We start from the raw sequence: 20,013 nt of genomic DNA on the forward strand, positions 1-20,013 counted from the left end.
CCACTTACATACTCGTGCCTCTCGGCACTGCGAAAAATTGACCGGGAATTCAAGTACAAGTTCCCAAAAAAACCGCAAGGTCAATCACGCGCAAAAAAGATTCTACTTCGGCGCCAGCTCCCTGAGATGACGTGCGACTGCAATCCATGCACCGATATAACCCAACAGCACCGCGCCAAGCAAGAGCGACAGACCGTCGGCAACTGGCACTCCGGCCAGCGCGAAATCACTGCCGTACAAGCCGGCCAGTCCAACTACCGCGTCATTCAGCCAGTTAAGGCCGAACGCCAGCACCCCCCAGGACAGAACCCCCGCACCGAAGCCATACAACGCGCCCATATAAAGGAAAGGACGACGCACGTAGCTGTCGGTGCCGCCGACGAGTTTAATCACTTCTATCTCTGTGCGGCGGTTTTCAATATGAAGACGAATGGTATTGCCTATCACCAAAAGTAATGCAGAAACCAGCAACACCGTCAGACCGAAGACAAACCGGTCGCCGAGCTTGAGGATGGCGGCCAGACGCTCGACCCAGACTAGATCAAGTTGCGCCTGTTGTACCTTGGGCAGCTCGGAAAGTTTTTGTCTTAATGCTTCCAGAGTCGGCTTGTCGACCTCCTTCGGGGTTACCAGCACCACGCCCGGCAGCGGGTTTTCCGGGAGTTCGCGCAGGGCTTCGCCCAGACCGGACTGCTGCTGAAACTCCTCCAGCGCCTGATCGCGGCCGACATATTCAGCATCAGCCACACCGGGCATGCCTTTGATCTGTTCGCGCAACGACTCACCCTGATCCGGCGTGGCGTCCAGTTGCAGATACAGCGAAATCTGCGCCGCACGCTGCCAAGAGCCGCCGAGACGCTCGACGTTGTTGATCAGCAGCGACAGGCCCATCGGCAAGCTCAACGCCACGGCCATCACCATGCAGGTGAAGAAGCTGCCGATAGGCTGCTTGCCGAGGCGACGCAGGCTGTCGAGCAGGCTGGCGCGGTGACTTTCGATCCACGAACGCAACAGCGTGGAGAAGTCAGGGCCGTCGTCATCGTCGTGTTTTTTCTTCTTCGGCGGTTGCGGGTCAGCGGCCTTCGGGGCCACGCGCTCGGAAACCTTCGGACTGCGTGTCGCACTCATACGCCGGCCTCCCCGTCGCCGATCAATCGGCCGCGCTGCAGGGTCAGCATGCGGTGCCGCATGCGCGCAATCAGGGCCAGGTCGTGACTGGCGATCAGCACGCTGGTGCCCAGGCGGTTGATGTCTTCGAACACGCCCATGATCTCGGCCGCCAGACGCGGGTCGAGGTTACCGGTCGGTTCGTCCGCCAACAGCAGAGCCGGGCGGTGAACGATGGCGCGGGCGATGCCGACGCGCTGTTGCTGACCGGTGGACAGGTCGCCCGGGTACAGATCGGTTTTATCCGACAGCGCCACGCGCTCCAGTGCCGAATCGACACGCTTGGCGATCTCGGCCTTGGACAGCCCGAGAATCTGCAACGGCAGCGCAACGTTGTTGAACACCGTGCGATCGAACAGCAACTGGTGGTTCTGGAACACCACGCCGATCTGCCGGCGCAGAAACGGAATCTGTGCGTTGCTGATGGTGCTCAGGTCTTGTCCGGCCAGCAGCAGCTTGCCGCTGGTCGGTCGCTCCATCGCCAGCAACAGGCGCAATAGCGTGGACTTACCGGCACCGGAGTGGCCGGTGACAAACAGAAACTCGCCACGACGGACTCGAAAGCTCAGCTCATGCAAGCCGACGTGACCGTTCGGGTAGCGTTTACCGACCTGTTCGAAACGAATCATGAACGCTCCCGCTCGGCAAACAGTGCCTGGACAAAGGGTTCGGCCTCAAAGGTACGCAGGTCGTCGATGCCTTCACCGACGCCGATGTAGCGGATCGGCAGGCCAAACTGCTTGGCCAGGGCGAAAATCACCCCGCCCTTGGCGGTGCCGTCGAGCTTGGTCAGCGCCAGGCCGGTCAGTTCGACGGTCTGGTTGAATTGCTTGGCCTGGTTGATGGCGTTCTGGCCGGTACCGGCGTCGAGCACCAGCAGCACTTCGTGCGGCGCGTCGGCGTCGAGCTTGCCGATCACCCGGCGCACCTTCTTCAGCTCTTCCATCAGGTTGTCTTTGGTGTGCAGACGACCGGCGGTGTCAGCGATCAGCACGTCGATGCCACGGGCCTTGGCGGCCTGCACGGCGTCAAAGATCACCGAAGCCGAATCAGCACCGGTGTGCTGGGCGATCACCGGAATCTTGTTGCGCTCGCCCCAGACCTGCAGTTGCTCAACGGCAGCGGCGCGGAACGTGTCACCGGCGGCGAGCATGACTTTCTTGCCTTCCAGTTGCAGCTTTTTCGCCAGTTTGCCGATGGTGGTGGTCTTGCCAGCGCCGTTGACGCCAACCACCAGAATCACGAATGGCTTGTTCTGCGAGGCGATTTTCAGCGGTTGTTCGACCGGTTTGAGCATCGCGGCCAGCTCGGCCTGCAGGGATTTGTACAGCGCTTCGGCGTCGGCCAGTTCCTTGCGGGCAACCTTCTGGGTCAGGCGCTGGATGATCTGCGTGGTGGCTTCGACACCGACGTCAGCGGTCAGCAGACGGGTTTCGAGGTCATCGAGCAGATCGTCGTCGATGGTTTTGCGGCCGAGGAACAGGCTGGCCATGCCTTCGCCGATGCTGGCGCTGGTCTTGGACAAGCCTTGTTTGAGGCGGGCGAAGAAACCGGCTTTGGTTGCTTCGGTGCGCGGGGCGTCGACCGGAGTTTCAGCCACCAACTCAACCGGCGCGGCTGGCGCAGCGATAACCGGTGCAGGTGCAGGTGCAGGTGCAGGTGCAGGTGCAGGTGCAGGTGCAGGCTCGGCGGGTTGGACGACCGGTACAACCGGGGCAACAAACACCGGAGCAACAGGTTCGGCAACAATCGGCGCAGGCTCGACAACCGGCTCAACCACCGGCGCTGGGGCAATTTCAGGCACCAACGCGGCAGGCGCAGGAATCACTGGCGTGATGTGCGGCGCGGCCTCTTCGACCAATGCCACCGGCTCTTCCGCTACCGGCAAGGTCAGCCACGGCTCAGCCGCCGGAATCGGCGGCAATTCAGCCGCCACCGGCGCTTCAGGCTCTGGCGCAGGTTCAGCCGGCTGCAGCACCGGCTCGGCAATCGGTAGAACGATCGGCGCCGGCTCTTCTTCTATTACTGGCGCCGGGGCTGGCTCAGGAATCGCAGGCGGCTGTTCGACGACGGGTTCCTGCGGTTTCTTACGCAGCCATCCGAACAGGCTTTTCTTCTCGCCAGCCGCAGCTGGGGTCTTCTTGTCGTCGTTGGAACCAAACATGGAGGACGGCTATCTCACGGTAGCGACGCGCCATAAGGGCGCCCCGGCAAATAAATATTCGATGCAGAACAGACTGTGTTTCATCCAGCTTGTTCACGCGCAACATTTTGTCGAGGCGCCACAGGCACCTCAAAGGTCGATTAATACGAAGGACTGGAACGGCATCGTCGGCGAAAACGCAGAGTTTAGCTGACAAACTCAAAGCTTCTGCCGGAAACCCATACAACCTATAGACCGATCAGTGGCCTGATAGGCGTGGCCGCCAGTAAAACGGATCAGTATCCTAGCACCTCCTCGCCCGCCTAGGCTAAGACCAAGCGGGCAGCCCAACAGGTTAAAAAACGAATGAATGCTCTAGCCCGCCGCGCTGCAGGCCTGCTGCTCAGCACAGTCTGCCTGCCCCTTTCGGCCCTGGCGGCCGACCCGCAACCGACTCACGAATTCACCCTCGACAACGGCCTCAAGGTCGTCGTGCGCGAAGACCATCGCGCGCCGGTGGTGGTGTCGCAGGTCTGGTACAAGGTCGGTTCCAGCTACGAAACCCCGGGCCAGACCGGTCTGTCCCACGCGCTTGAGCACATGATGTTCAAGGGCAGCGAAAAAGTCGGCCCCGGCGAAGCCTCGCTGATCCTGCGTGATCTGGGCGCCGAAGAGAACGCCTTCACCAGCGACGACTTCACCGCTTATTACCAGGTACTGGCCCGCGACCGGCTGGGCGTGGCGTTTGAACTGGAAGCCGACCGCATGGCCAATCTGCGCCTGCCGGCTGACGAGTTCGCCAAGGAAATCGAAGTCATCAAGGAAGAGCGCCGCCTGCGCACCGACGACAAGCCGATGTCCAAGGCCTACGAGCGCTACAAGGCGATGGCTTACCCAGCCAGCGGCTACCACACGCCGACCATTGGCTGGATGGCTGACCTGGACCGGATGAAGGTCGAAGAGCTGCGTCATTGGTATCAGTCCTGGTATGTGCCGAACAATGCCACGCTGGTGGTCGTCGGCGACGTCACCCCGGACGAAGTGAAGACCCTCGCCCAGCGCTACTTCGGACCGATCGCCAAGCGTGACGTGCCGCCAGCGAAGAAACCGCTGGAGCTGGCCGAACCTGGCGAACGCCAGATCACCCTGCATGTGCAGACCCAACTGCCCAGCCTGATGCTCGGTTTCAACGTGCCAAGCATCGCCACCGCTGAAGACAAGCGCTCGGTCAACGCCCTGCGTCTGATCTCGGCGCTGCTCGACGGCGGCTACAGCGGACGCATCCCGACGCAACTGGAGCGCGGCGAAGAGCTGGTTTCCGGCGGTTCGTCGAGCTACGACGCCTACACTCGGGGTGACAGCCTGTTCACCCTGTCGGCGACACCGAACACCCAGAAGAAAAAGACCATGGCGCAAGCCGAGGCCGGTTTGTGGAAACTGCTGGAACAGCTGAAAACCACCGCGCCGTCCGCCGAAGAACTGGAGCGCGTGCGTGCACAAGTGATCGCCGGTCTGGTTTTCGAACGTGATTCGATCACCAGCCAGGCTACAGCCATCGGCCAGTTGGAGACCGTAGGCCTGTCGTGGAAACTGATGGACACCGAACTGGCCGATCTGGAAAGCGTGACCCCGCAAGACATCCAGAACGCCGCCAAGCTGTATTTCACCCGCGAACGTCTCAGCGTCGCCCACGTCCTGCCACTGGAGACGACTCATGAGTGAGCGCAAATCCCCACGCCTGCTGCTCGGCCTGATCGCCGTTGCGGTGATCGGCTCCGCCGCGTTTTACCTGATGCCCGGCGCCAAAACCGACGCCAGCGAAGCGCTGGATAACGCCAAGACCAGCCAGAAGCTGCAATCGCTGGCCGAACTCGACGGCAAGGCTCCGGCCAGTCGCAAGCTCGATGTGCAGACCTGGAACACTGCCGAAGGCGCCAAAGTGCTGTTCGTCGAAGCCCACGAACTGCCGATGTTCGACATGCGCCTGATCTTCGCCGCGGGCAGCAGCCAGGACGGCAACGCACCGGGCCTGGCAATCCTGACCAATGCCATGCTCAACGAAGGCGTGGCCGGCAAGGACGTTGGCGCCATCGCCCAGGGTTTCGAAAGCCTGGGCGCGGATTTCGGCAACGGCGCTTATAAAGACATGGCGCTGGCCTCGCTGCGCAGCCTGAGTGCCGCCGAACAACGCGAGCCGGCACTCAAGCTGTTTTCCGAAGTCGTGGGCAAACCGACGTTCCCGGCCGATTCCTTTGCGCGCATCAAGAACCAGATGCTCGCCGGTTTCGAATACCAGAAACAGAACCCCGGCAAACTCGCCAGCCTCGAGCTGATGTCGCGTTTGTACGGCGACCACCCGTACGCGCATTCCAGCGACGGCAATGCGCAGAGCGTACCGAAGATCACCCTGGCGCAGCTGCGTGAGTTCCACGCCAAGGCCTATGCGGCCGGCAACGTGGTGATCGCGCTGGTCGGCGACCTGTCTCGCGCCGAGGCCGAGGTGATTGCCAATCAGGTCTCCGGCGCCCTGCCCAAAGGCCCGGCGCTGGCGAAGATCGCTCAGCCGCAGGAACCCAAGGCGAGCATCGGCCACATCGAGTTCCCGTCCAAGCAGACCAACCTGTTGCTCGCGCAACTGGGCATCGACCGTGACGACCCGGACTACGCAGCGCTGTCGATGGGCAACCAGATCCTCGGTGGCGGCGGCTTCGGCACCCGTCTGATGAGCGAAGTGCGCGAGAAGCGCGGCCTGACTTACGGCGTTTACTCCGGGTTCAGCCCGATGCAGGCCCGTGGCCCGTTCATGATCAACCTGCAGACCCGCGCGGAAATGAGCGAAGGCACGCTGAAACTGGTGCAGGACGTGCTTGCCGATTACCTGAAGACCGGCCCGACCCAGAAAGAACTCGACGACGCCAAGCGCGAACTGGCCGGCAGCTTCCCGCTGTCCACCGCGAGCAATGCCGATATCGTCGGCCAACTGGGCGCCATGGGCTTCTATAATCTGCCGTTGAGCTATCTGGATGACTTCATGCGTCAGTCCCAGAGCCTGACTGTCGAGCAGGTCAAAGACGCGATGAACAAACACCTGAGCACGGACAAAATGGTCATCGTCAGCGCTGGCCCGACCGTGCCGCAAAAGCCGTTACCGGCCCCATCTGATAAACCTGCCGAGCAACCGCTCGGGGTTCCGGAGCATTAATGGCTACTCGTCCTAAAAAACCTGCGCAGAACGTCCACAACGGTGTGAACCAACTGCGCATCATCGGCGGCGAATGGCGCAGCCGCAAACTGAGCTTCCCCGATGCACCGGGCCTGCGCCCGACGCCGGACCGCGTGCGTGAAACCCTGTTCAACTGGCTCGCGCCGTATGTAGCCGGCGCCAAAGTGCTGGATCCGTTCGCCGGCAGTGGTGCGCTGTTTCTTGAGGCTCTGTCCCGTGGCGCGGCCATGGGGCAGGCGCTGGATGCCAGCCACATCGCCGTGTCGAGTCTGAAGGAACACCTCGGCACCCTGCGCTGCACCAACGGTCAGGTGCAGACCGCCGACGCTCTGCGCTATCTGGAAACCCAGGTCGCCACGCCGTTCGACCTGGTGTTTCTCGATCCGCCGTTCAACCAGAACCTGCTGCCAGCCGTCTGCACCCTGCTGGAAGAACGCCAATGGCTCGCGCCCGATTCGTGGATCTACACTGAAAGCGAGACCGCGCCTTCGACGCTGGGCCTGCCGGGCAACTGGCGCCTGCACCGCGAGCAGAAATCCGGGCGGGTGTACTACGCGTTGTGGCAACGTATGGCAGAGATCGCCGGTTAACCGACTGGCCTGAACAAGTGGCGCGCCTCAACCGAGGCTCGCCACGCTGCATCGAGAACCATCGTGCCCGCTTCTTCAGAACGCTTCAGCCCCGCCTTCGGCCTCGGCAATCCGCACCTGCAAACCTTGTGGGGGCCGCTGTGGCGCAACACCGTACACCTTGACCGCCAGCGCGAACGCCTATGGCTGGACGACGGTGACTTCCTCGATCTCGACTGGCATGGCCCGCACAGCGCCGAGGCGCCTCTGGTGCTGGTGTTGCACGGGCTGACCGGCTCGTCCAATTCGCCTTATGTTGTCGGGATCCAGGCTGCACTCGCCGCGCAGGGCTGGGCCAGTGTCGCGCTAAACTGGCGCGGCTGCTCCGGCGAACCCAATCTGCTACCGCGCAGCTACCACTCCGGCGCCAGCGAAGACCTCGCCGAAGCCATCAAACATCTGCGCGCCCAACGGCCGCTAGCACCACTGTATGCGGTCGGCTATTCATTGGGTGGCAACGTGCTGCTCAAGCATCTGGGAGAAACCGGCAGCGACAGCTGCGTGCTCGGTGCGGTCGCCGTGTCGGTGCCGTTTCGCCTCGATCAATGTGCCGACCGCATCGGCCAGGGTTTCTCCAAGGTCTATCAGGCGCACTTCATGCGTGAGATGGTCGCTTACATCAAGAACAAGCAACGCCAGTTCCAGCACGACGGCCGTGCGGATGGCCTGGCGGCACTGGCGGCGCTCGGCTCGCTGGAGAACATGCGCACCTTCTGGGACTTCGATGGCCGTGTCACCGCGCCGCTGCACGGTTTCACCGATGCCGAGGACTACTATCGCCGGGCATCGAGTCGCTACTTTCTCGGTGAGATCCGCACGCCGACGTTAATCATTCAGGCCGCCGACGACCCCTTCGTATTCCCCCACAGTCTGCCGACGGCCGAGGAGTTGTCCGCCACTACGCAGTTCGAGCTGCAGGCCAAGGGTGGGCATGTCGGGTTTGTCGATGGCACCTTCCGCCAGCCTGGTTACTACCTGGAACGGCGCATCCCGCAATGGCTGGCCGGCGTGACGCCATGAGCGATCAGGGCGAGTCGATCCGTTTCTGGCAAACCGCGCCACTGGCCGGGGTCGAGTTGCTGTCGGCACGCTACATCGATCATCGCTTCGCCCCGCACGTCCACGACGGCTACGTGATCGGCATGATCATGGCCGGCGCCCAGCGTTATCGCTATCGCGGCGCCGAACACCTGGCTGGCAGCGGCACCCTGGTGCTGATCAACCCGGACGAATTGCACACCGGCCACAAAGGCACCGAGGACGGCTGGCTGTACCGGGCGTTTTACCCCGACACCGGGCAGATCGTGTCCTTGCTCGAGGAACTGGAACTGCCCACCGCGCCACTGCCGGCATTTGGCGCGACGCTGTACCGCGACCCGGATCTGGTCAACGGTTTCTGTCAGTTGCATCGCCTGCTGGAAAGTCCGGCCAGCGCGCTGCAACAGCAGACGGTGTGGCGCGAGATGATGATGCTGCTGTTGCAGCGCCATGCGGCAGTGCAAATCAACGGCAAGCCGGGCAAGGAACACCGCGCGGTGGTGCTGGCCAAGGAGTTGTTGCATGCGCAACTGGCCGCGCCGCCGTCGCTGGAAGAACTGGCCGCGGCGGTGAACCTGTCGCCCTTCCACTTCGCCCGGGTATTTCGCCGCGCCACCGGCATGCCGCCGCACACTTGGCTGATGCAGCAGCGCATCGCCACTGCACGGGGTTTATTGCAGCACGGTTGTCTGCCGGTGGAGGTCGCCATGCAGTTGGGCTTCGCCGATCAGAGTCATCTGAGCCGGCAGTTCAAGCAGGTGTATGGCGTGGGGCCGGCGGCGTATCGCAGCGCCCGACAATCTATCGATGACGATTAACCCTTGTGGGAGCGGGCTTGCTCGCGAAAAAGCGGTGCGTCAGTCAACAGTGATGTTTGCTGACGCACCGCTTTCGCGAGCAAGCCCGCTCCCACAGGGGGGATTGGCAGTGGTTATTCGCCCGTGGCGATCCCGCGGGAAGGCTCGTTGATCCACTCACTCCACGACCCGGCATACAACGTACCCAACGGATAACCCGCCAGGCACAGCGCAAACAGGTTGTGACACGCCGTCACCCCGGAACCGCAATAAGCCACCAGTTCCGCAGGCGAGCGATCACCGAGTTTCGCGGCAAACCGCTGCTTGAGCTGATCCGCCGGCAGGAAGCGCCCGTCGCTACCCAGGTTCTCGGTAAACGCCGCGCATTGCGCACCGGGAATGTGCCCGGCAATCGGGTCGATCGGCTCCACCTCACCCTTGAAGCGCGGCAAGGCGCGGGCGTCGAGCAACGTCAGCGACGGCTGAGCGAGGCGTTGCTGCAATTGCTCGGCGCTCAGCAGCAGTTTCAGGTCCGGCTGACCACTGAAGTTGCCCCGGCTGACCGCTGGCGCATCCAGGCTCAGCGGCAGACCGGCTGCGTGCCAGGCTTTGAGACCGCCGTCGAGAATGAACACGCCGTCGCGCTTGCCCAGCCACGCCAGCAACCACCAGGCCCGGGCCGCGTAGGCGCCGGGGCCGTCGTCGTAAAGCACCACATCGCTGTCGGCATCGATGCCCCAGGCTTGCAGGCGTTCGATCAACGCCGCCGGCTCAGGCAGCGGATGGCGTCCGGTCACGCCTTTGATGACCGTGCCACTGAGGTCGCGCTCAAGGTCGGCGAAACGGGCCCCGGCAATGTGCCCTTCGGCATAGCTGCGCTGCCCGTAGTCCGGGTCTTCGAGGGCAAAACGACAATCAAGAATCACCAGCCCCGGCTGCTCCTTGCGGGCATCCAGTGCGTTCGGGCTGATCAGTTGCGCAATCGGCATAACGGACTCCTGTGAGCGACTTCGAAATGGGTTACTGCCCTTCCTCGAGGGCCTGGGCCAGCGGCACGTAAAACTCGTCGAACAAGGCATTCACCTCTTCACGGGCCTGATCGGTGACGAACCCGGCTTCCAGCACCAACACCTGATACACGCCACGCTTGATGGCCTGCTCGCTGAGGTGGTTGGAGTTTTCCCGGGTGGTGCACAGAAAGCGCACCCAGGAGGTGAGGATGATCCAGGCATTAATCGTCAGGGATTCGATCTGCACCCGATCCATCTTGAGAATGCCGGCCGCCACAAATCCCTCGTAGATCGCCATGCCCTGGATCACGCAGCGCTGGGAGAAACGCCGGTAGCGCGCCGCCAGGTCCGGGTCGCTGTCGAGCAGGTGTTCCAGATCGCGATGCAAAAAACGATAGCCCCACATCGCCGACAGCAGTTCCTTGAGGTAATAGCGCTTGTCTTCGACCGTGGCGGCACGCCCCTGCGGCGGGCGCAGAAAGCTGTCCACAAGGCTTTCGTACTCACTGAACAGTACAGCGATGATCGCCTGCTTGTTGGGGAAGTGGTAGTACAGGTTGCCCGGAGAAATCTCCATGTGGGCCGCAATGTGGTTGGTACTGATGCTGCGCTCGCCCTGCTGATTGAACAGTTCGAGGCTGTTCTGCACGATGCGCTCGCTGGTTTTTATTCGTGGGGCCATGGCTTGAGCTTTAATTCAGAGTGCGGTGAGGGGCATCTTACGACCTAACCGGAAATGGATAAAACAAAGCTGTGTCGGGAAGTCATTTGACTTTGTAGAGCATAGACTCTAAAAAGTCCTCACTACAATAAATCCGGAGCAGACGATGACTGCCGACATTGCTTACCTGCAAACGCTGCAACAGCCGCTGGAAGAGCTTGACCGGTTGTTCGCGGCACAGCGCACCGCCTATGCCGCCAACCCGATGCCACCAGCGGCCCAGCGTCAGCAATGGCTCAAGGCATTGCGCGACTTGCTCAGCGATGAGCGTCAGGCCCTGATCGACGCTATCAGCGCGGATTTCAGCCATCGCAGCGCCGATGAAACCCTGCTCGCCGAGCTGATGCCCAGCCTGCACGGCATTCATTACGCCAGTCGGCACCTCAAGGGCTGGATGAAGTCCTCGCGGCGCAAAGTCGGCATGGCCTTTCAGCCGGCGTCAGCGAAAGTGGTGTATCAACCACTCGGCGTGGTCGGCATCATCGTCCCGTGGAACTACCCGTTGTATCTGGCCATCGGCCCGCTGGTCGGCGCACTGGCGGCGGGCAACCGGGTGATGCTCAAGCTCAGCGAATCGACGCCCGCCACCGGCCTGCTGCTCAAGGCTCTACTCGCGCGGATTTTCCCCGAAGACCTGGTGTGCGTGGTGCTCGGCGAGTCGGACATCGGCGTGGCGTTTTCCTGTCTGCGCTTTGACCACCTGCTGTTCACCGGCGCCACCAGCATCGGCAAACACGTGATGCGCGCTGCGGCGCAAAACCTGACCCCGGTAACCCTCGAACTGGGCGGCAAATCCCCGGCCATCGTCTCCCGCGACGTACCGCTCAAAGACGCCGCCGAACGCATCGCCTTCGGTAAAACCCTCAACGCCGGACAAACCTGCGTCGCCCCCGATTACGTGCTGGTGCCGCAAGACCGCGTCGGCGCGTTCGTCGAAGCCTATCGTCAGGTGGTCAACAGCTTCTACCCGACCCTCGCCGACAACCCGGACTACACCGCGATCATCAACGAGCGCCAACTGGCCCGGCTCAACAGTTATGTCAGCGACGCCACCAGCAAGGGCGCGCTGCTGATCCCGCTGTTCGACCAGGGTCAGGGCCGGCGCATGCCGCACAGCCTGTTGCTGAACGTCACTGACGAAATGATCGTGATGCAGGATGAAATCTTCGGCCCACTGCTGCCGATCGTGCCGTACCAGGATCTGGACCAGGCATTTGCCTACATCAATCAGCGGCCTCGTCCGCTGGCGCTTTACTACTTCGGCTACGACAAGCGCGAACAGAACCGCGTACTGCACGAAACCCACTCCGGCGGCGTGTGCCTGAACGACACCCTGCTGCATGTGGCGCAGGACGACATGCCGTTCGGCGGCATCGGCCCGTCGGGCATGGGCCACTATCACGGCCACGAAGGCTTCCTGACCTTCAGCAAGGCCAAGGGTGTGCTGATCAAACAGCGCTTCAACGCGGCGAAACTGATCTACCCGCCGTACGGCAAATCGATTCAGAAACTGATCCAGAAGCTGTTCATCCGCTAATCGTCGTCACCGCCGGGTAATAACAACGATGCACCCAAGCCTGACCGAAACACCTGCCCTGTCGCGCCGTGGTCTGCTGAAATTCAGCCTCGGCGCCACTGCGTTTCTCGCTACCGCCGGCCTTGGCGCCAGCCTCAGTGGCTGCTCATCGAGTGTCGCAGCCAGCGGCTTCGTCGCTTTGCGCGACGGCGACCTGTTGTTCCTGCGCGCCCTGATTCCGGTGATGCTCGACGGCGCCGTGGCGAGCGAAAAAATGCCCGCTGCCATCGATGGCACCCTCAAGTCGCTCGACTACAGCCTCGATCACCTGTCGCCGGAGATGCTCAAACTCACTCGGCAGTTGTTCGACGTGCTCGGCATGGCGGTCACCCGCGGGCCGCTCACGGGCATTTGGGGCAGTTGGGAAAACGCCAGTCCCGAGGCGATGCGCCACTTCCTCGAACGCTGGCAGAACAGCTCATTGAGCCTGCTGCGCATGGGCCACAGTTCCCTGCAGCAAATGGTGATGATGGCCTGGTACACCCGCGCAGATTCGTGGGGGCATTGCGGCTACCCGGGACCGCCTACCGTCTGAAATCGGCGCCGCGCCTTTCGCGAGCAAGCCCGCTCCCACATTTTGAAATGCATTCCCCTGTGGCAGCGGGCTTGCTCGCAAAGGGGCCCACAAGAACAACAAGAACAAGAGAACCTGATCGATGCCTGTACCCGACCCGTTCCGCGAAGGCCTCGCCCGTGGCTGGAAAACCTACAACGGCGCACAACTGAGCGACGACCTGACGCTGCAAGCCGACGTGGCCATCATCGGCAGCGGTGCCGGTGGCGGCACCACGGCAGAAATCCTCAGCGCCGCCGGCTACAAAGTGCTGCTGATCGAAGAAGGCCCGCTCAAGACCAGTTCCGACTTCAAGATGCTCGAGGACAAGGCTTACAGCAGCCTTTACCAGGAAGGCATCGGCCGCATGAGCAAGGACGGCGCGATCACCATCCTCCAGGGCCGCGCGGTGGGCGGCACCACGCTGATCAACTGGACATCGAGCTTTCGCACCCCGGAGCCGACCCTCGAACACTGGGCCAGAGAGCACAACGTCAAAGGCCACAGTCCGGCCGAGATGGCGCCGTGGTTCGAGAAAATGGAGCAGCGCCTGGGCGTCGCACCGTGGAGGGTTCCACCCAATGCCAACAACGACGTGATCCGCAAGGGCTGCGAGCAACTCGGCTATAGCTGGCACGTGATCCCGCGCAACGTGCGCGGTTGCTGGAACCTCGGCTATTGCGGCATGGGCTGCCCGACCAACGCCAAGCAGTCGATGATGGTCACCACCATTCCCGCGACGCTGGAAAAGGGCGGCGAGCTGCTGTACCTGGCCCGTGCGGAAAAACTGCTGATCAACGGCGACAAAATCACCGGCCTGCAGTGCGTGGCAATGGACGAGCGCTGCGTCTCACCGACCGGGTACAAAATCACGGTCAAGGCGCAGCATTACGTGCTGGCCGGTGGCGGCATCAACAGCCCGGCCCTGCTTTTGCGTTCGGACGCGCCGGACCCGCATCAGCGCCTCGGCAAACGCACCTTCCTGCACTTGGTAAACATGTCCGCCGGGCGTTTCGACGAAGTGATCAATCCGTTCTACGGCGCGCCGCAGTCGATCTACTCGGATCATTTCCAATGGAAGGACGGCACCAGCGGCCCAATGGGCTACAAACTCGAAGTACCACCGCTGCAGCCGGCTCTGGCAGCAACACTGCTGGGCGGCTTTGGCCAGCAGAACGCCGAACACATGGCTGACCTGCCGCGCACCCACGCGATGCTCGCGCTGCTGCGCGACGGTTTCCACCCGGACAGCCCCGGCGGCAGCGTCGAGTTGCGTGGCGACGGCTCGCCGGTGCTCGACTACCAGGTCTCGCCTTACGCCTGGGAAGGCTTGCGCCGCGCCTTTCACAGCATGGCCGAAATCCAGTTTGCCGGCGGCGCCAAAGCGGTGATGCCGATGCACGCCGATGCGCGCTACGTGAAAACCCTGGCCGAAGCCCGCACCTTGATCGACAGTTTGAGCCTTGAGCTGTACCGCACACGCCTTGGCAGTGCCCACGTGATGGGCGGTTGTGCAATGGGCGAAGACCCGAAAAGCGCGGTCACCGACAGCCTCGGCCGGCATCACCAACTGAGCAATCTGTCGATTCACGACGGCTCGCTGTTCCCCACCAGCATTGGCGCCAACCCGCAATTGTCGGTGTACGGGCTGACCGCACAACTGGCGACGGCCCTCGCCGATCGGCTGAGAAATCCGTGAAAAAACCGGTTTATCGCGTCGTCTATAGTGCTTTCTTACCCAACAGGCGACTTGGCCGACCGGGACGGCTGCGATACCATCCGACTCCCCAACGGACTCCCGCCAGGACGACGCGATGAACCGAGTGTTGTACCCAGGTACCTTCGACCCTATTACCAAGGGCCATGGCGATCTGGTCGAACGCGCCTCGCGCCTGTTCGATCACGTGATCATTGCGGTCGCCGCCAGCCCCAAGAAAAACCCGCTGTTCCCGCTGGAACAACGGGTCGAACTGGCTCGCGAGGTCACCAAACACCTGCCGAACGTGGAAGTGGTCGGCTTCTCGACGCTGCTGGCGCATTTCGCCAAAGAGCAGAACGCCAATGTGTTCCTGCGTGGTCTGCGCGCGGTGTCGGACTTCGAATACGAATTCCAGCTGGCCAACATGAACCGCCAGTTGGCCCCGGACGTAGAGAGCCTGTTTCTCACGCCGTCCGAACGCTATTCGTTCATTTCCTCGACCCTGGTGCGGGAAATTGCGGCGCTGGGCGGCGACATCAGCAAGTTCGTGCACCCGGCCGTGGCCGATGCCCTGACCCTGCGCTTCAAGAAGTAACGACCGTTCAAACGGCGCCCGCGTGCACTGCGGGCGCCAATGCGGCACAATTACGCGCATTGATTTATAGCGCCCGGGCCTGCCGCCCCGGCTGGAGTTAGCATGTCCCTGATCATCACCGACGATTGCATCAACTGCGACGTCTGCGAACCCGAGTGCCCGAACGCCGCCATTTCCCAAGGCGAAGAGATCTATGTGATCGACCCTAACCTGTGCACCCAGTGCGTCGGCCACTACGACGAGCCGCAGTGCCAGCAGGTCTGCCCGGTGGATTGCATTCCGCTGGACGAAGCGCATCCGGAGACTGAAGAACAGTTGATGGAGAAGTACCGCAAGATTACTGGCAAGGCCTGATCTGGCCGTTTTGTAGCGCGCTTCCGGGCCTCTTCGCGAGCAAGCCCGCTCCCACATTGGAATGCATTTCAAACTGTGGGAGCGGGCTCGCTCGCGAAGGGGCCGCCAACAACACCGCACAACGGGATCAGCTCACTCCCGCTGCTCGAACCCCTCCCCCGTACACCCCAGACAGCGCACGAACGCTGCTTTCGCCGGGTCGACCACCAACGCCTGCCCCGCATCGCCCACCCCGCCACCCAGCGCGGTAAACGGCAACGACACCACAAACACCCCCGCACCCAGAACCGTCGCCACCACCAGCAACGGTCGGGCGATCAGCAAATCGCCAATCATGGCGTAGGCCGGAGGGTTCTGAATCGCGTAGCGTGGGTCACCGCTGCCGCCCTCCGTCGCCCGGGTCGGCAGACTGGAACACAACAGCAGCGCAATGAGCAGGACTTGCAGGGGCTTCATGGCACGATCCTTCGGGCTGAACAGTGAGACAACTCACTATAGACCGTAGGACCTTTTCAGCTTTTTGCTTCAGGTCTGGCAGCGCGGGCAGAACACACTGGCCCGCTGACCGAGCTTCACTTCGCGCAGGCCGGTGCCGCAGACCTTGCAGTGCTCACCGCCACGGCCATAAACGAACAGCTCCTGCTGGAAATACCCCGGCTGCCCGTCGCCACCGATGAAATCACGCAACGTGGTGCCGCCACGCTCGATGGCAGCGGCGAGGATGCGTTTGATCTCGATGGCCAGCTTCAGATAACGCGCCCGGGAGATGCTCTTGGCCTCGCGGCGCGGGTCGATCCCGGCAGCGAACAGGGCTTCGGTCGCGTAAATGTTGCCGACACCGACCACTACCGCGTTGTCCATGATGAACGGTTTGACCGCCATCGAACGCCCGCGCGACAGCTGGAACAGGCGCTCGCCGTCGAACAGATCGGTCAACGGTTCCGGCCCGAGGCGAATCAGCAGTTCGTGATTGAGCGGATCGGTGCTCCACAGCATCGCGCCGAAGCGCCGCGGATCGGTGTAGCGCAGGGCCAGCCCGGACTCCAGCTCGATATCGACGTGCTCATGCTTCAACGCCGGCAGCCCGACCTCTACCAGACGCAGGTTGCCCGACATCCCCAGATGACTGATCAAGGTGCCGACCTCGGCATTGATCAACAGGTACTTGGCCCGCCGCTCGACCAACACGATGCGCTGCCCGGACAGGCGCACATCAAGGTCTTCGGGGATTGGCCAGCGCAGCCGGCGATCACGTACGATCACCCGGCTGACGCGCTGGCCTTCCAGGTGCGGGGCAATGCCCCGGCGGGTGGTTTCGACTTCCGGCAGTTCAGGCATGGCATCCTCGAATCAATGCGCGCCGAGGTCGCGGATCGTTTGCTTGAGCGTTTCGAAATCGTAGTCCGACAGCCCCACGTAATCGAGTACCAGCGGGCCGACAGCGTTCCATTCGAAATCCTCGGTCTGGTTACCCAGTACCCGATAGGAGGCGCAAATGTGCTCGGCCATCTTGAGGATCGCCAACAGGTTTTTCAGCTGGCTGTTGCGCGAGGACTCATCGCTGAAAATCGCCAGTGCATTGTGGTGATTGGCGATGGCCGCGCTGACGTGCTCCGGCAGGCGCCAGGACTTGGCGGTGTAGTAGCCGACCACTGCATGGTTGGTGTTGAACTCGGCGTTTTCAGTGTCCACCACCCGGCACTCTGCGCTGGCATTGGCGTAGGCCTTTTCCAGCACCGACATGTAGTTGGGGAACCGTTGCAGCATCAACGGCACCCCGCAATCGTGAAACAGGCCCAGGGCATAGGCCTCATCGCCGGCCTGAGTGCCGATGCGCTTGGCCAGGGTCAGGCAGGTCATCGCCACGTCCTGGGCGGTGTCCCAGAAACGGTTGAGGGTGACGATGGTGTCGTCGTTCATCTCGCCCTTGATCGACTGCGCGTTGATCAGGTTGATGATCGAGCGGCTGCCCAACAGATTCACCGCGCGCTGGATCGAAGTGATCTTGTTGCTCAGGCCGTAATAAGGCGAATTGACGATTTTCAGCAGCGAGCCGGACAAGCCAGGATCCTGGGAGATCAGCTTGGCGATCACCTCCAGGTCCGGGTCGGGCATGTACTGCTCCATTTGCAGATCCACCATGATCTGCGGCTGCGCGGGCACGCTGATGCCTTGCAGGGATTGTTGAATCTGTTCGGTGGTCAGCTCTTGGGACATAAGTACACACTCTGGGACAGGCGGCGATTCTAACCTCTAAAAACCGCGCGACGACACACCAGTGGGCAATTGTCAGGAACTTTCATTCAGGCCACGGCTTCGGAATCTGTAATGCCCAAGGGATCACCCCGATCCCGTGCGGCGGCAAATTCCCGCAGACTCAGGAGCTTATCGATGGCCACTTCCCTCAACGGCAAACGCATCGCCATTTTGGTAACAGACGGTTTCGAACAGGTCGAATTGACCGGTCCCAAGCAGGCACTGGAGCAAGCCGGCGCCCAGGTCGACATCCTTTCCGCCGAGGCCGGCAAGGTCAAAGGCTGGAACCACGACAAGCCGGCGGACGACTTCAAGGTCAACCAGACGTTCCAAGGCGCCAGCAGCGAGCAGTACGACGCGATCGTCCTGCCGGGCGGCGTACAGAACTCCGACACCATCCGCATCGACCAGGATGCCCAGCACCTGGTCAAGACCGGAGCCTCCGCCGGCAAACCGATTGCGGTGATCTGCCATGGCAGCTGGTTGCTGATTTCCGCCGGGCTGGTCAACGGCAAGACCATGACCAGCTACAAGACGGTCAAGGATGATCTGGTGAATGCCGGGGCCAATTGGGTCGACAAAGAAGTGGTCAAGGATGGCAATCTGATCAGCAGCCGCCAGCCCGACGATATTCCGGCGTTCAGCAAGGAGCTGATCAGCGCGCTGTCGGCGTAGCATTCAAAATCGCTTTCGCGAGCAGGCTCGTTCCCACATTGGAAAGCGTGCAAATGTGGGAGAGGGCTTGCTCGCGAAGGCGTCATCAGCGTTTCATCGCTCTCCAATCCCGGCACCAGTCCCAACACGGTATACTCCCGCTCTTTTTTCCGGAGCGACGTCATGTCCCTGCCTAGCCTGCGCCTCAAAGCCAACGCCGACCGTCGCCTGCGCAACGGCCACTTGTGGGTCTACAGCAACGAAATCGATGTGGCCGCCACGCCACTGCACGGCTTCAAGGCCGGCGATCAGGCGATTCTCGAAGCCGCCGGCGGCAAGCCGCTGGGCATCGTCGCCATGAGCCCGAACAACCTGATCTGCGCGCGTCTGCTGTCGCGCGACATCAAACTGCCGCTGGACAAATCGTTGCTGGTGCACCGCCTGAACGTGGCCCTGTCGTTGCGCGAGCGCCTGTTTGACAAGCCGTTCTACCGCCTGGTCTACGGCGACTCCGACCTGCTGCCAGGTCTGGTGGTCGACCGTTTCGGTGACATCCTGGTGGTCCAGATCGCCTCGGCGACCATGGAAGCGCATAAAGACGACGTGATCGCCGCACTGACCCAAGTGCTCAAGCCAAGCGGCATTCTGTTCAAGAACGATTCTGCCGCCCGTGATGCCGAAGGCCTCAACCGTTACGTCGAAACCGTGTTCGGCCTGGTGCCGGAGTGGGTGGCACTGGAAGAGAACGGCGTGAAGTTCGAAGCGCCGGTCATCGAAGGCCAGAAAACCGGCTGGTTCTACGACCACCGCATGAACCGCGCCCGCCTGGCTCCCTACGCCAAAGGCAAACGCGTCCTCGACCTCTATAGCTACATCGGTGGCTGGGGCGTGCAGGCGGCGGCGTTCGGCGCCAGTGAAGTGTTCTGCGTCGACGCGTCGGGCTTCGCCCTCGACGGCGTTGAACGCAACGCTGCGCTGAACGGCTTCGCCGACAAGATGACCTGCATCGAAGGCGACGTGTTCGAAGCCTTGAAAGAGCTCAAGGCCAGCGAAGAGCGTTTCGACGTGATCGTTGCCGACCCGCCAGCGTTCATCAAACGCAAGAAAGACATGAAAAACGGTGAAGGCGCCTACCGTCGCCTGAACGAGCAAGCCATGCGCCTGCTCACCAAGGACGGCATCCTCGTCAGCGCTTCGTGCTCGATGCACCTGCCGGAAGATGATCTGCAGAACATCCTGCTGACCAGCGCCCGTCATCTGGACCGTAACATCCAGCTGCTCGAACGCGGCGGTCAAGGCCCGGATCACCCGATCCACCCGGCCATCGCCGAAACCCGCTACATCAAGAGCATCACCTGCCGCCTGCTGCCTAACAGCTGATTGGCACAAAAACGGGGAGCCCAAGGGCTCCCCGCTTGTTGTCTGGCGATGCAACGTCGCCGAATGCCTGTTCTCTCTCTATCGTCCTACACATAACTTCTCGAACAATTGAAGGAAATTTCCCTGCGCATTCGATTTAACACTCTATAACTTACAAATATGCTTTGACCACGCGACCACTCTGACAAAATTACTGGAATTTTCCTACTTAATAATCA

General features: G+C 62.0%; 21 protein-coding genes. 13 read left to right on the top strand and 8 right to left on the bottom strand.

Features of this window, described 5'->3' with window-relative positions:
• Positions 1-102: 102 nt before the first annotated feature.
• Genes ftsX through ftsY form a run of 3 tightly spaced genes read right to left on the bottom strand, consistent with a single transcriptional unit; the run spans position 103 to position 3,331 of the window.
• Positions 103-1,128 (bottom strand): permease-like cell division protein FtsX, encoded by a 1,026-nt coding sequence (gene ftsX / locus AC0J41_RS24715; protein WP_025112094.1) that lies wholly within the window; start codon positions 1,126-1,128, stop codon positions 103-105.
• Positions 1,125-1,796, bottom strand: coding sequence for a cell division ATP-binding protein FtsE (gene ftsE / locus AC0J41_RS24720; protein WP_003229148.1), 672 nt, complete (start codon positions 1,794-1,796; stop codon positions 1,125-1,127). The genes ftsX and ftsE overlap by 4 nt, the downstream gene beginning before the upstream one ends.
• Complete coding sequence (ftsY, locus tag AC0J41_RS24725) at positions 1,793-3,331, bottom strand: signal recognition particle-docking protein FtsY (protein WP_473013834.1); 1,539 nt, start codon at positions 3,329-3,331, stop codon at positions 1,793-1,795. The genes ftsE and ftsY overlap by 4 nt, the downstream gene beginning before the upstream one ends.
• On the opposite strand from ftsY, the gene AC0J41_RS24730 reads away from it, so the two are divergent.
• The 6 genes from AC0J41_RS24730 (at position 3,330) to AC0J41_RS24755 (ending at position 9,018) form a co-directional block, all read left to right on the top strand.
• Positions 3,330-3,524, top strand: coding sequence for a hypothetical protein (locus tag AC0J41_RS24730; protein WP_025112092.1), 195 nt, complete (start codon positions 3,330-3,332; stop codon positions 3,522-3,524). The two genes, ftsY and AC0J41_RS24730, sit on opposite strands and share 2 nt — an antisense overlap.
• A 152-nt stretch (positions 3,525-3,676) precedes the next feature.
• A complete protein-coding gene (locus AC0J41_RS24735; RefSeq protein ID WP_025112091.1) occupies positions 3,677-5,032 on the top strand; it encodes a M16 family metallopeptidase in 1,356 nt (451 codons plus the stop codon).
• The gene (locus tag AC0J41_RS24740) at positions 5,025-6,512 is read left to right on the top strand and encodes a M16 family metallopeptidase (RefSeq protein ID WP_473013835.1); all 1,488 of its coding nucleotides are present in this window, start codon (positions 5,025-5,027) and stop codon (positions 6,510-6,512) included. Before AC0J41_RS24735 ends, AC0J41_RS24740 begins: the two co-directional genes overlap by 8 nt.
• Positions 6,512-7,123 (top strand): 16S rRNA (guanine(966)-N(2))-methyltransferase RsmD, encoded by a 612-nt coding sequence (rsmD, locus tag AC0J41_RS24745; protein WP_025112089.1) that lies wholly within the window; start codon positions 6,512-6,514, stop codon positions 7,121-7,123. Before AC0J41_RS24740 ends, rsmD begins: the two co-directional genes overlap by 1 nt.
• Before the next feature lie 63 nt (positions 7,124-7,186).
• Entirely contained in the window at positions 7,187-8,182 is a 996-nt protein-coding gene (locus tag AC0J41_RS24750) for a hydrolase (protein ID WP_473013836.1), read from the top strand.
• Positions 8,179-9,018, top strand: a complete 840-nt coding sequence (locus AC0J41_RS24755) for an AraC family ligand binding domain-containing protein (RefSeq protein ID WP_473013837.1) — start codon at positions 8,179-8,181, stop codon at positions 9,016-9,018. The genes AC0J41_RS24750 and AC0J41_RS24755 overlap by 4 nt, the downstream gene beginning before the upstream one ends.
• A gap of 113 nt (positions 9,019-9,131) precedes the next feature.
• On the opposite strand, the gene AC0J41_RS24760 is transcribed toward AC0J41_RS24755, so the two are convergent.
• On the bottom strand, positions 9,132-9,986 hold the full coding sequence (locus AC0J41_RS24760) for a sulfurtransferase (RefSeq protein WP_473013838.1): 855 nt from the start codon (positions 9,984-9,986) through the stop codon (positions 9,132-9,134).
• Positions 9,987-10,017: 31 nt separating this feature from the next.
• Positions 10,018-10,689: a TetR/AcrR family transcriptional regulator gene (locus AC0J41_RS24765; protein ID WP_025112085.1), complete on the bottom strand. Its 672-nt coding sequence runs from the start codon at positions 10,687-10,689 to the stop codon at positions 10,018-10,020.
• A gap of 145 nt (positions 10,690-10,834) precedes the next feature.
• Between AC0J41_RS24765 and AC0J41_RS24770 the strand changes: the two genes are divergently transcribed.
• The 5 genes from AC0J41_RS24770 to AC0J41_RS24790 all read left to right on the top strand — a co-directional run bounded on the left by AC0J41_RS24770 (position 10,835) and on the right by AC0J41_RS24790 (position 15,505).
• Positions 10,835-12,265 carry a coniferyl aldehyde dehydrogenase gene (locus AC0J41_RS24770; RefSeq protein ID WP_473013839.1) on the top strand — a complete coding sequence of 477 codons (1,431 nt, stop codon included), beginning with the start codon at positions 10,835-10,837 and terminating at the stop codon, positions 12,263-12,265.
• Between the two features lie 28 nt (positions 12,266-12,293).
• A complete protein-coding gene (locus tag AC0J41_RS24775; RefSeq protein WP_025112083.1) occupies positions 12,294-12,839 on the top strand; it encodes a hypothetical protein in 546 nt (181 codons plus the stop codon).
• A gap of 121 nt (positions 12,840-12,960) precedes the next feature.
• Positions 12,961-14,556 (top strand): GMC family oxidoreductase, encoded by a 1,596-nt coding sequence (locus AC0J41_RS24780; RefSeq protein ID WP_473013840.1) that lies wholly within the window; start codon positions 12,961-12,963, stop codon positions 14,554-14,556.
• 115 nt (positions 14,557-14,671) lie between these two features.
• Complete coding sequence (gene coaD / locus AC0J41_RS24785) at positions 14,672-15,151, top strand: pantetheine-phosphate adenylyltransferase (RefSeq protein WP_003229157.1); 480 nt, start codon at positions 14,672-14,674, stop codon at positions 15,149-15,151.
• Positions 15,152-15,253: 102 nt separating this feature from the next.
• On the top strand, positions 15,254-15,505 hold the full coding sequence (locus AC0J41_RS24790) for a YfhL family 4Fe-4S dicluster ferredoxin (protein WP_003195146.1): 252 nt from the start codon (positions 15,254-15,256) through the stop codon (positions 15,503-15,505).
• A 132-nt stretch (positions 15,506-15,637) separates the two neighbouring features.
• Here AC0J41_RS24790 and AC0J41_RS24795 read toward each other — a convergent pair whose 3' ends face one another.
• From AC0J41_RS24795 to AC0J41_RS24805, 3 genes are all read right to left on the bottom strand, one after another.
• Positions 15,638-15,961 carry a hypothetical protein gene (locus tag AC0J41_RS24795; RefSeq protein WP_025112081.1) on the bottom strand — a complete coding sequence of 108 codons (324 nt, stop codon included), beginning with the start codon at positions 15,959-15,961 and terminating at the stop codon, positions 15,638-15,640.
• 69 nt (positions 15,962-16,030) lie between these two features.
• Positions 16,031-16,843 carry a bifunctional DNA-formamidopyrimidine glycosylase/DNA-(apurinic or apyrimidinic site) lyase gene (mutM, locus tag AC0J41_RS24800; protein ID WP_003229159.1) on the bottom strand — a complete coding sequence of 271 codons (813 nt, stop codon included), beginning with the start codon at positions 16,841-16,843 and terminating at the stop codon, positions 16,031-16,033.
• Positions 16,844-16,855: 12 nt separating this feature from the next.
• Positions 16,856-17,668, bottom strand: a complete 813-nt coding sequence (locus AC0J41_RS24805) for an HDOD domain-containing protein (protein WP_177327356.1) — start codon at positions 17,666-17,668, stop codon at positions 16,856-16,858.
• A gap of 228 nt (positions 17,669-17,896) precedes the next feature.
• Here AC0J41_RS24805 and AC0J41_RS24810 point away from each other — a divergent pair, with 228 nt between their 5' ends.
• Both AC0J41_RS24810 and AC0J41_RS24815 read left to right on the top strand, forming a co-directional pair.
• Entirely contained in the window at positions 17,897-18,436 is a 540-nt protein-coding gene (locus AC0J41_RS24810) for a type 1 glutamine amidotransferase domain-containing protein (RefSeq protein ID WP_473013841.1), read from the top strand.
• A gap of 162 nt (positions 18,437-18,598) precedes the next feature.
• Positions 18,599-19,795, top strand: a complete 1,197-nt coding sequence (locus AC0J41_RS24815) for a class I SAM-dependent rRNA methyltransferase (protein WP_473013842.1) — start codon at positions 18,599-18,601, stop codon at positions 19,793-19,795.
• Positions 19,796-20,013: the final 218 nt, after the last annotated feature.

The organism is Pseudomonas sp. Arb-4-2C, from assembly GCF_055755015.1.

Coding starts and splice junctions, on each gene's coding strand:
- AC0J41_RS24810 (WP_473013841.1), top strand. CDS start 17,897: ATGGCCACTTCCCTCAACGGCAAACGCATCGCCATTTTGGTAACAGAC.
- AC0J41_RS24780 (WP_473013840.1), top strand. CDS start 12,961: ATGCCTGTACCCGACCCGTTCCGCGAAGGCCTCGCCCGTGGCTGGAAA.
- AC0J41_RS24760 (WP_473013838.1), bottom strand. CDS start 9,986: ATGCCGATTGCGCAACTGATCAGCCCGAACGCACTGGATGCCCGCAAG.
- ftsX (WP_025112094.1), bottom strand. CDS start 1,128: ATGAGTGCGACACGCAGTCCGAAGGTTTCCGAGCGCGTGGCCCCGAAG.
- AC0J41_RS24730 (WP_025112092.1), top strand. CDS start 3,330: ATGGAGGACGGCTATCTCACGGTAGCGACGCGCCATAAGGGCGCCCCG.
- coaD (WP_003229157.1), top strand. CDS start 14,672: ATGAACCGAGTGTTGTACCCAGGTACCTTCGACCCTATTACCAAGGGC.
- AC0J41_RS24775 (WP_025112083.1), top strand. CDS start 12,294: ATGCACCCAAGCCTGACCGAAACACCTGCCCTGTCGCGCCGTGGTCTG.
- ftsE (WP_003229148.1), bottom strand. CDS start 1,796: ATGATTCGTTTCGAACAGGTCGGTAAACGCTACCCGAACGGTCACGTC.
- AC0J41_RS24795 (WP_025112081.1), bottom strand. CDS start 15,961: ATGAAGCCCCTGCAAGTCCTGCTCATTGCGCTGCTGTTGTGTTCCAGT.
- AC0J41_RS24770 (WP_473013839.1), top strand. CDS start 10,835: ATGACTGCCGACATTGCTTACCTGCAAACGCTGCAACAGCCGCTGGAA.
- rsmD (WP_025112089.1), top strand. CDS start 6,512: ATGGCTACTCGTCCTAAAAAACCTGCGCAGAACGTCCACAACGGTGTG.
- AC0J41_RS24740 (WP_473013835.1), top strand. CDS start 5,025: ATGAGTGAGCGCAAATCCCCACGCCTGCTGCTCGGCCTGATCGCCGTT.
- ftsY (WP_473013834.1), bottom strand. CDS start 3,331: ATGTTTGGTTCCAACGACGACAAGAAGACCCCAGCTGCGGCTGGCGAG.
- AC0J41_RS24735 (WP_025112091.1), top strand. CDS start 3,677: ATGAATGCTCTAGCCCGCCGCGCTGCAGGCCTGCTGCTCAGCACAGTC.
- mutM (WP_003229159.1), bottom strand. CDS start 16,843: ATGCCTGAACTGCCGGAAGTCGAAACCACCCGCCGGGGCATTGCCCCG.
- AC0J41_RS24765 (WP_025112085.1), bottom strand. CDS start 10,689: ATGGCCCCACGAATAAAAACCAGCGAGCGCATCGTGCAGAACAGCCTC.
- AC0J41_RS24755 (WP_473013837.1), top strand. CDS start 8,179: ATGAGCGATCAGGGCGAGTCGATCCGTTTCTGGCAAACCGCGCCACTG.
- AC0J41_RS24815 (WP_473013842.1), top strand. CDS start 18,599: ATGTCCCTGCCTAGCCTGCGCCTCAAAGCCAACGCCGACCGTCGCCTG.
- AC0J41_RS24790 (WP_003195146.1), top strand. CDS start 15,254: ATGTCCCTGATCATCACCGACGATTGCATCAACTGCGACGTCTGCGAA.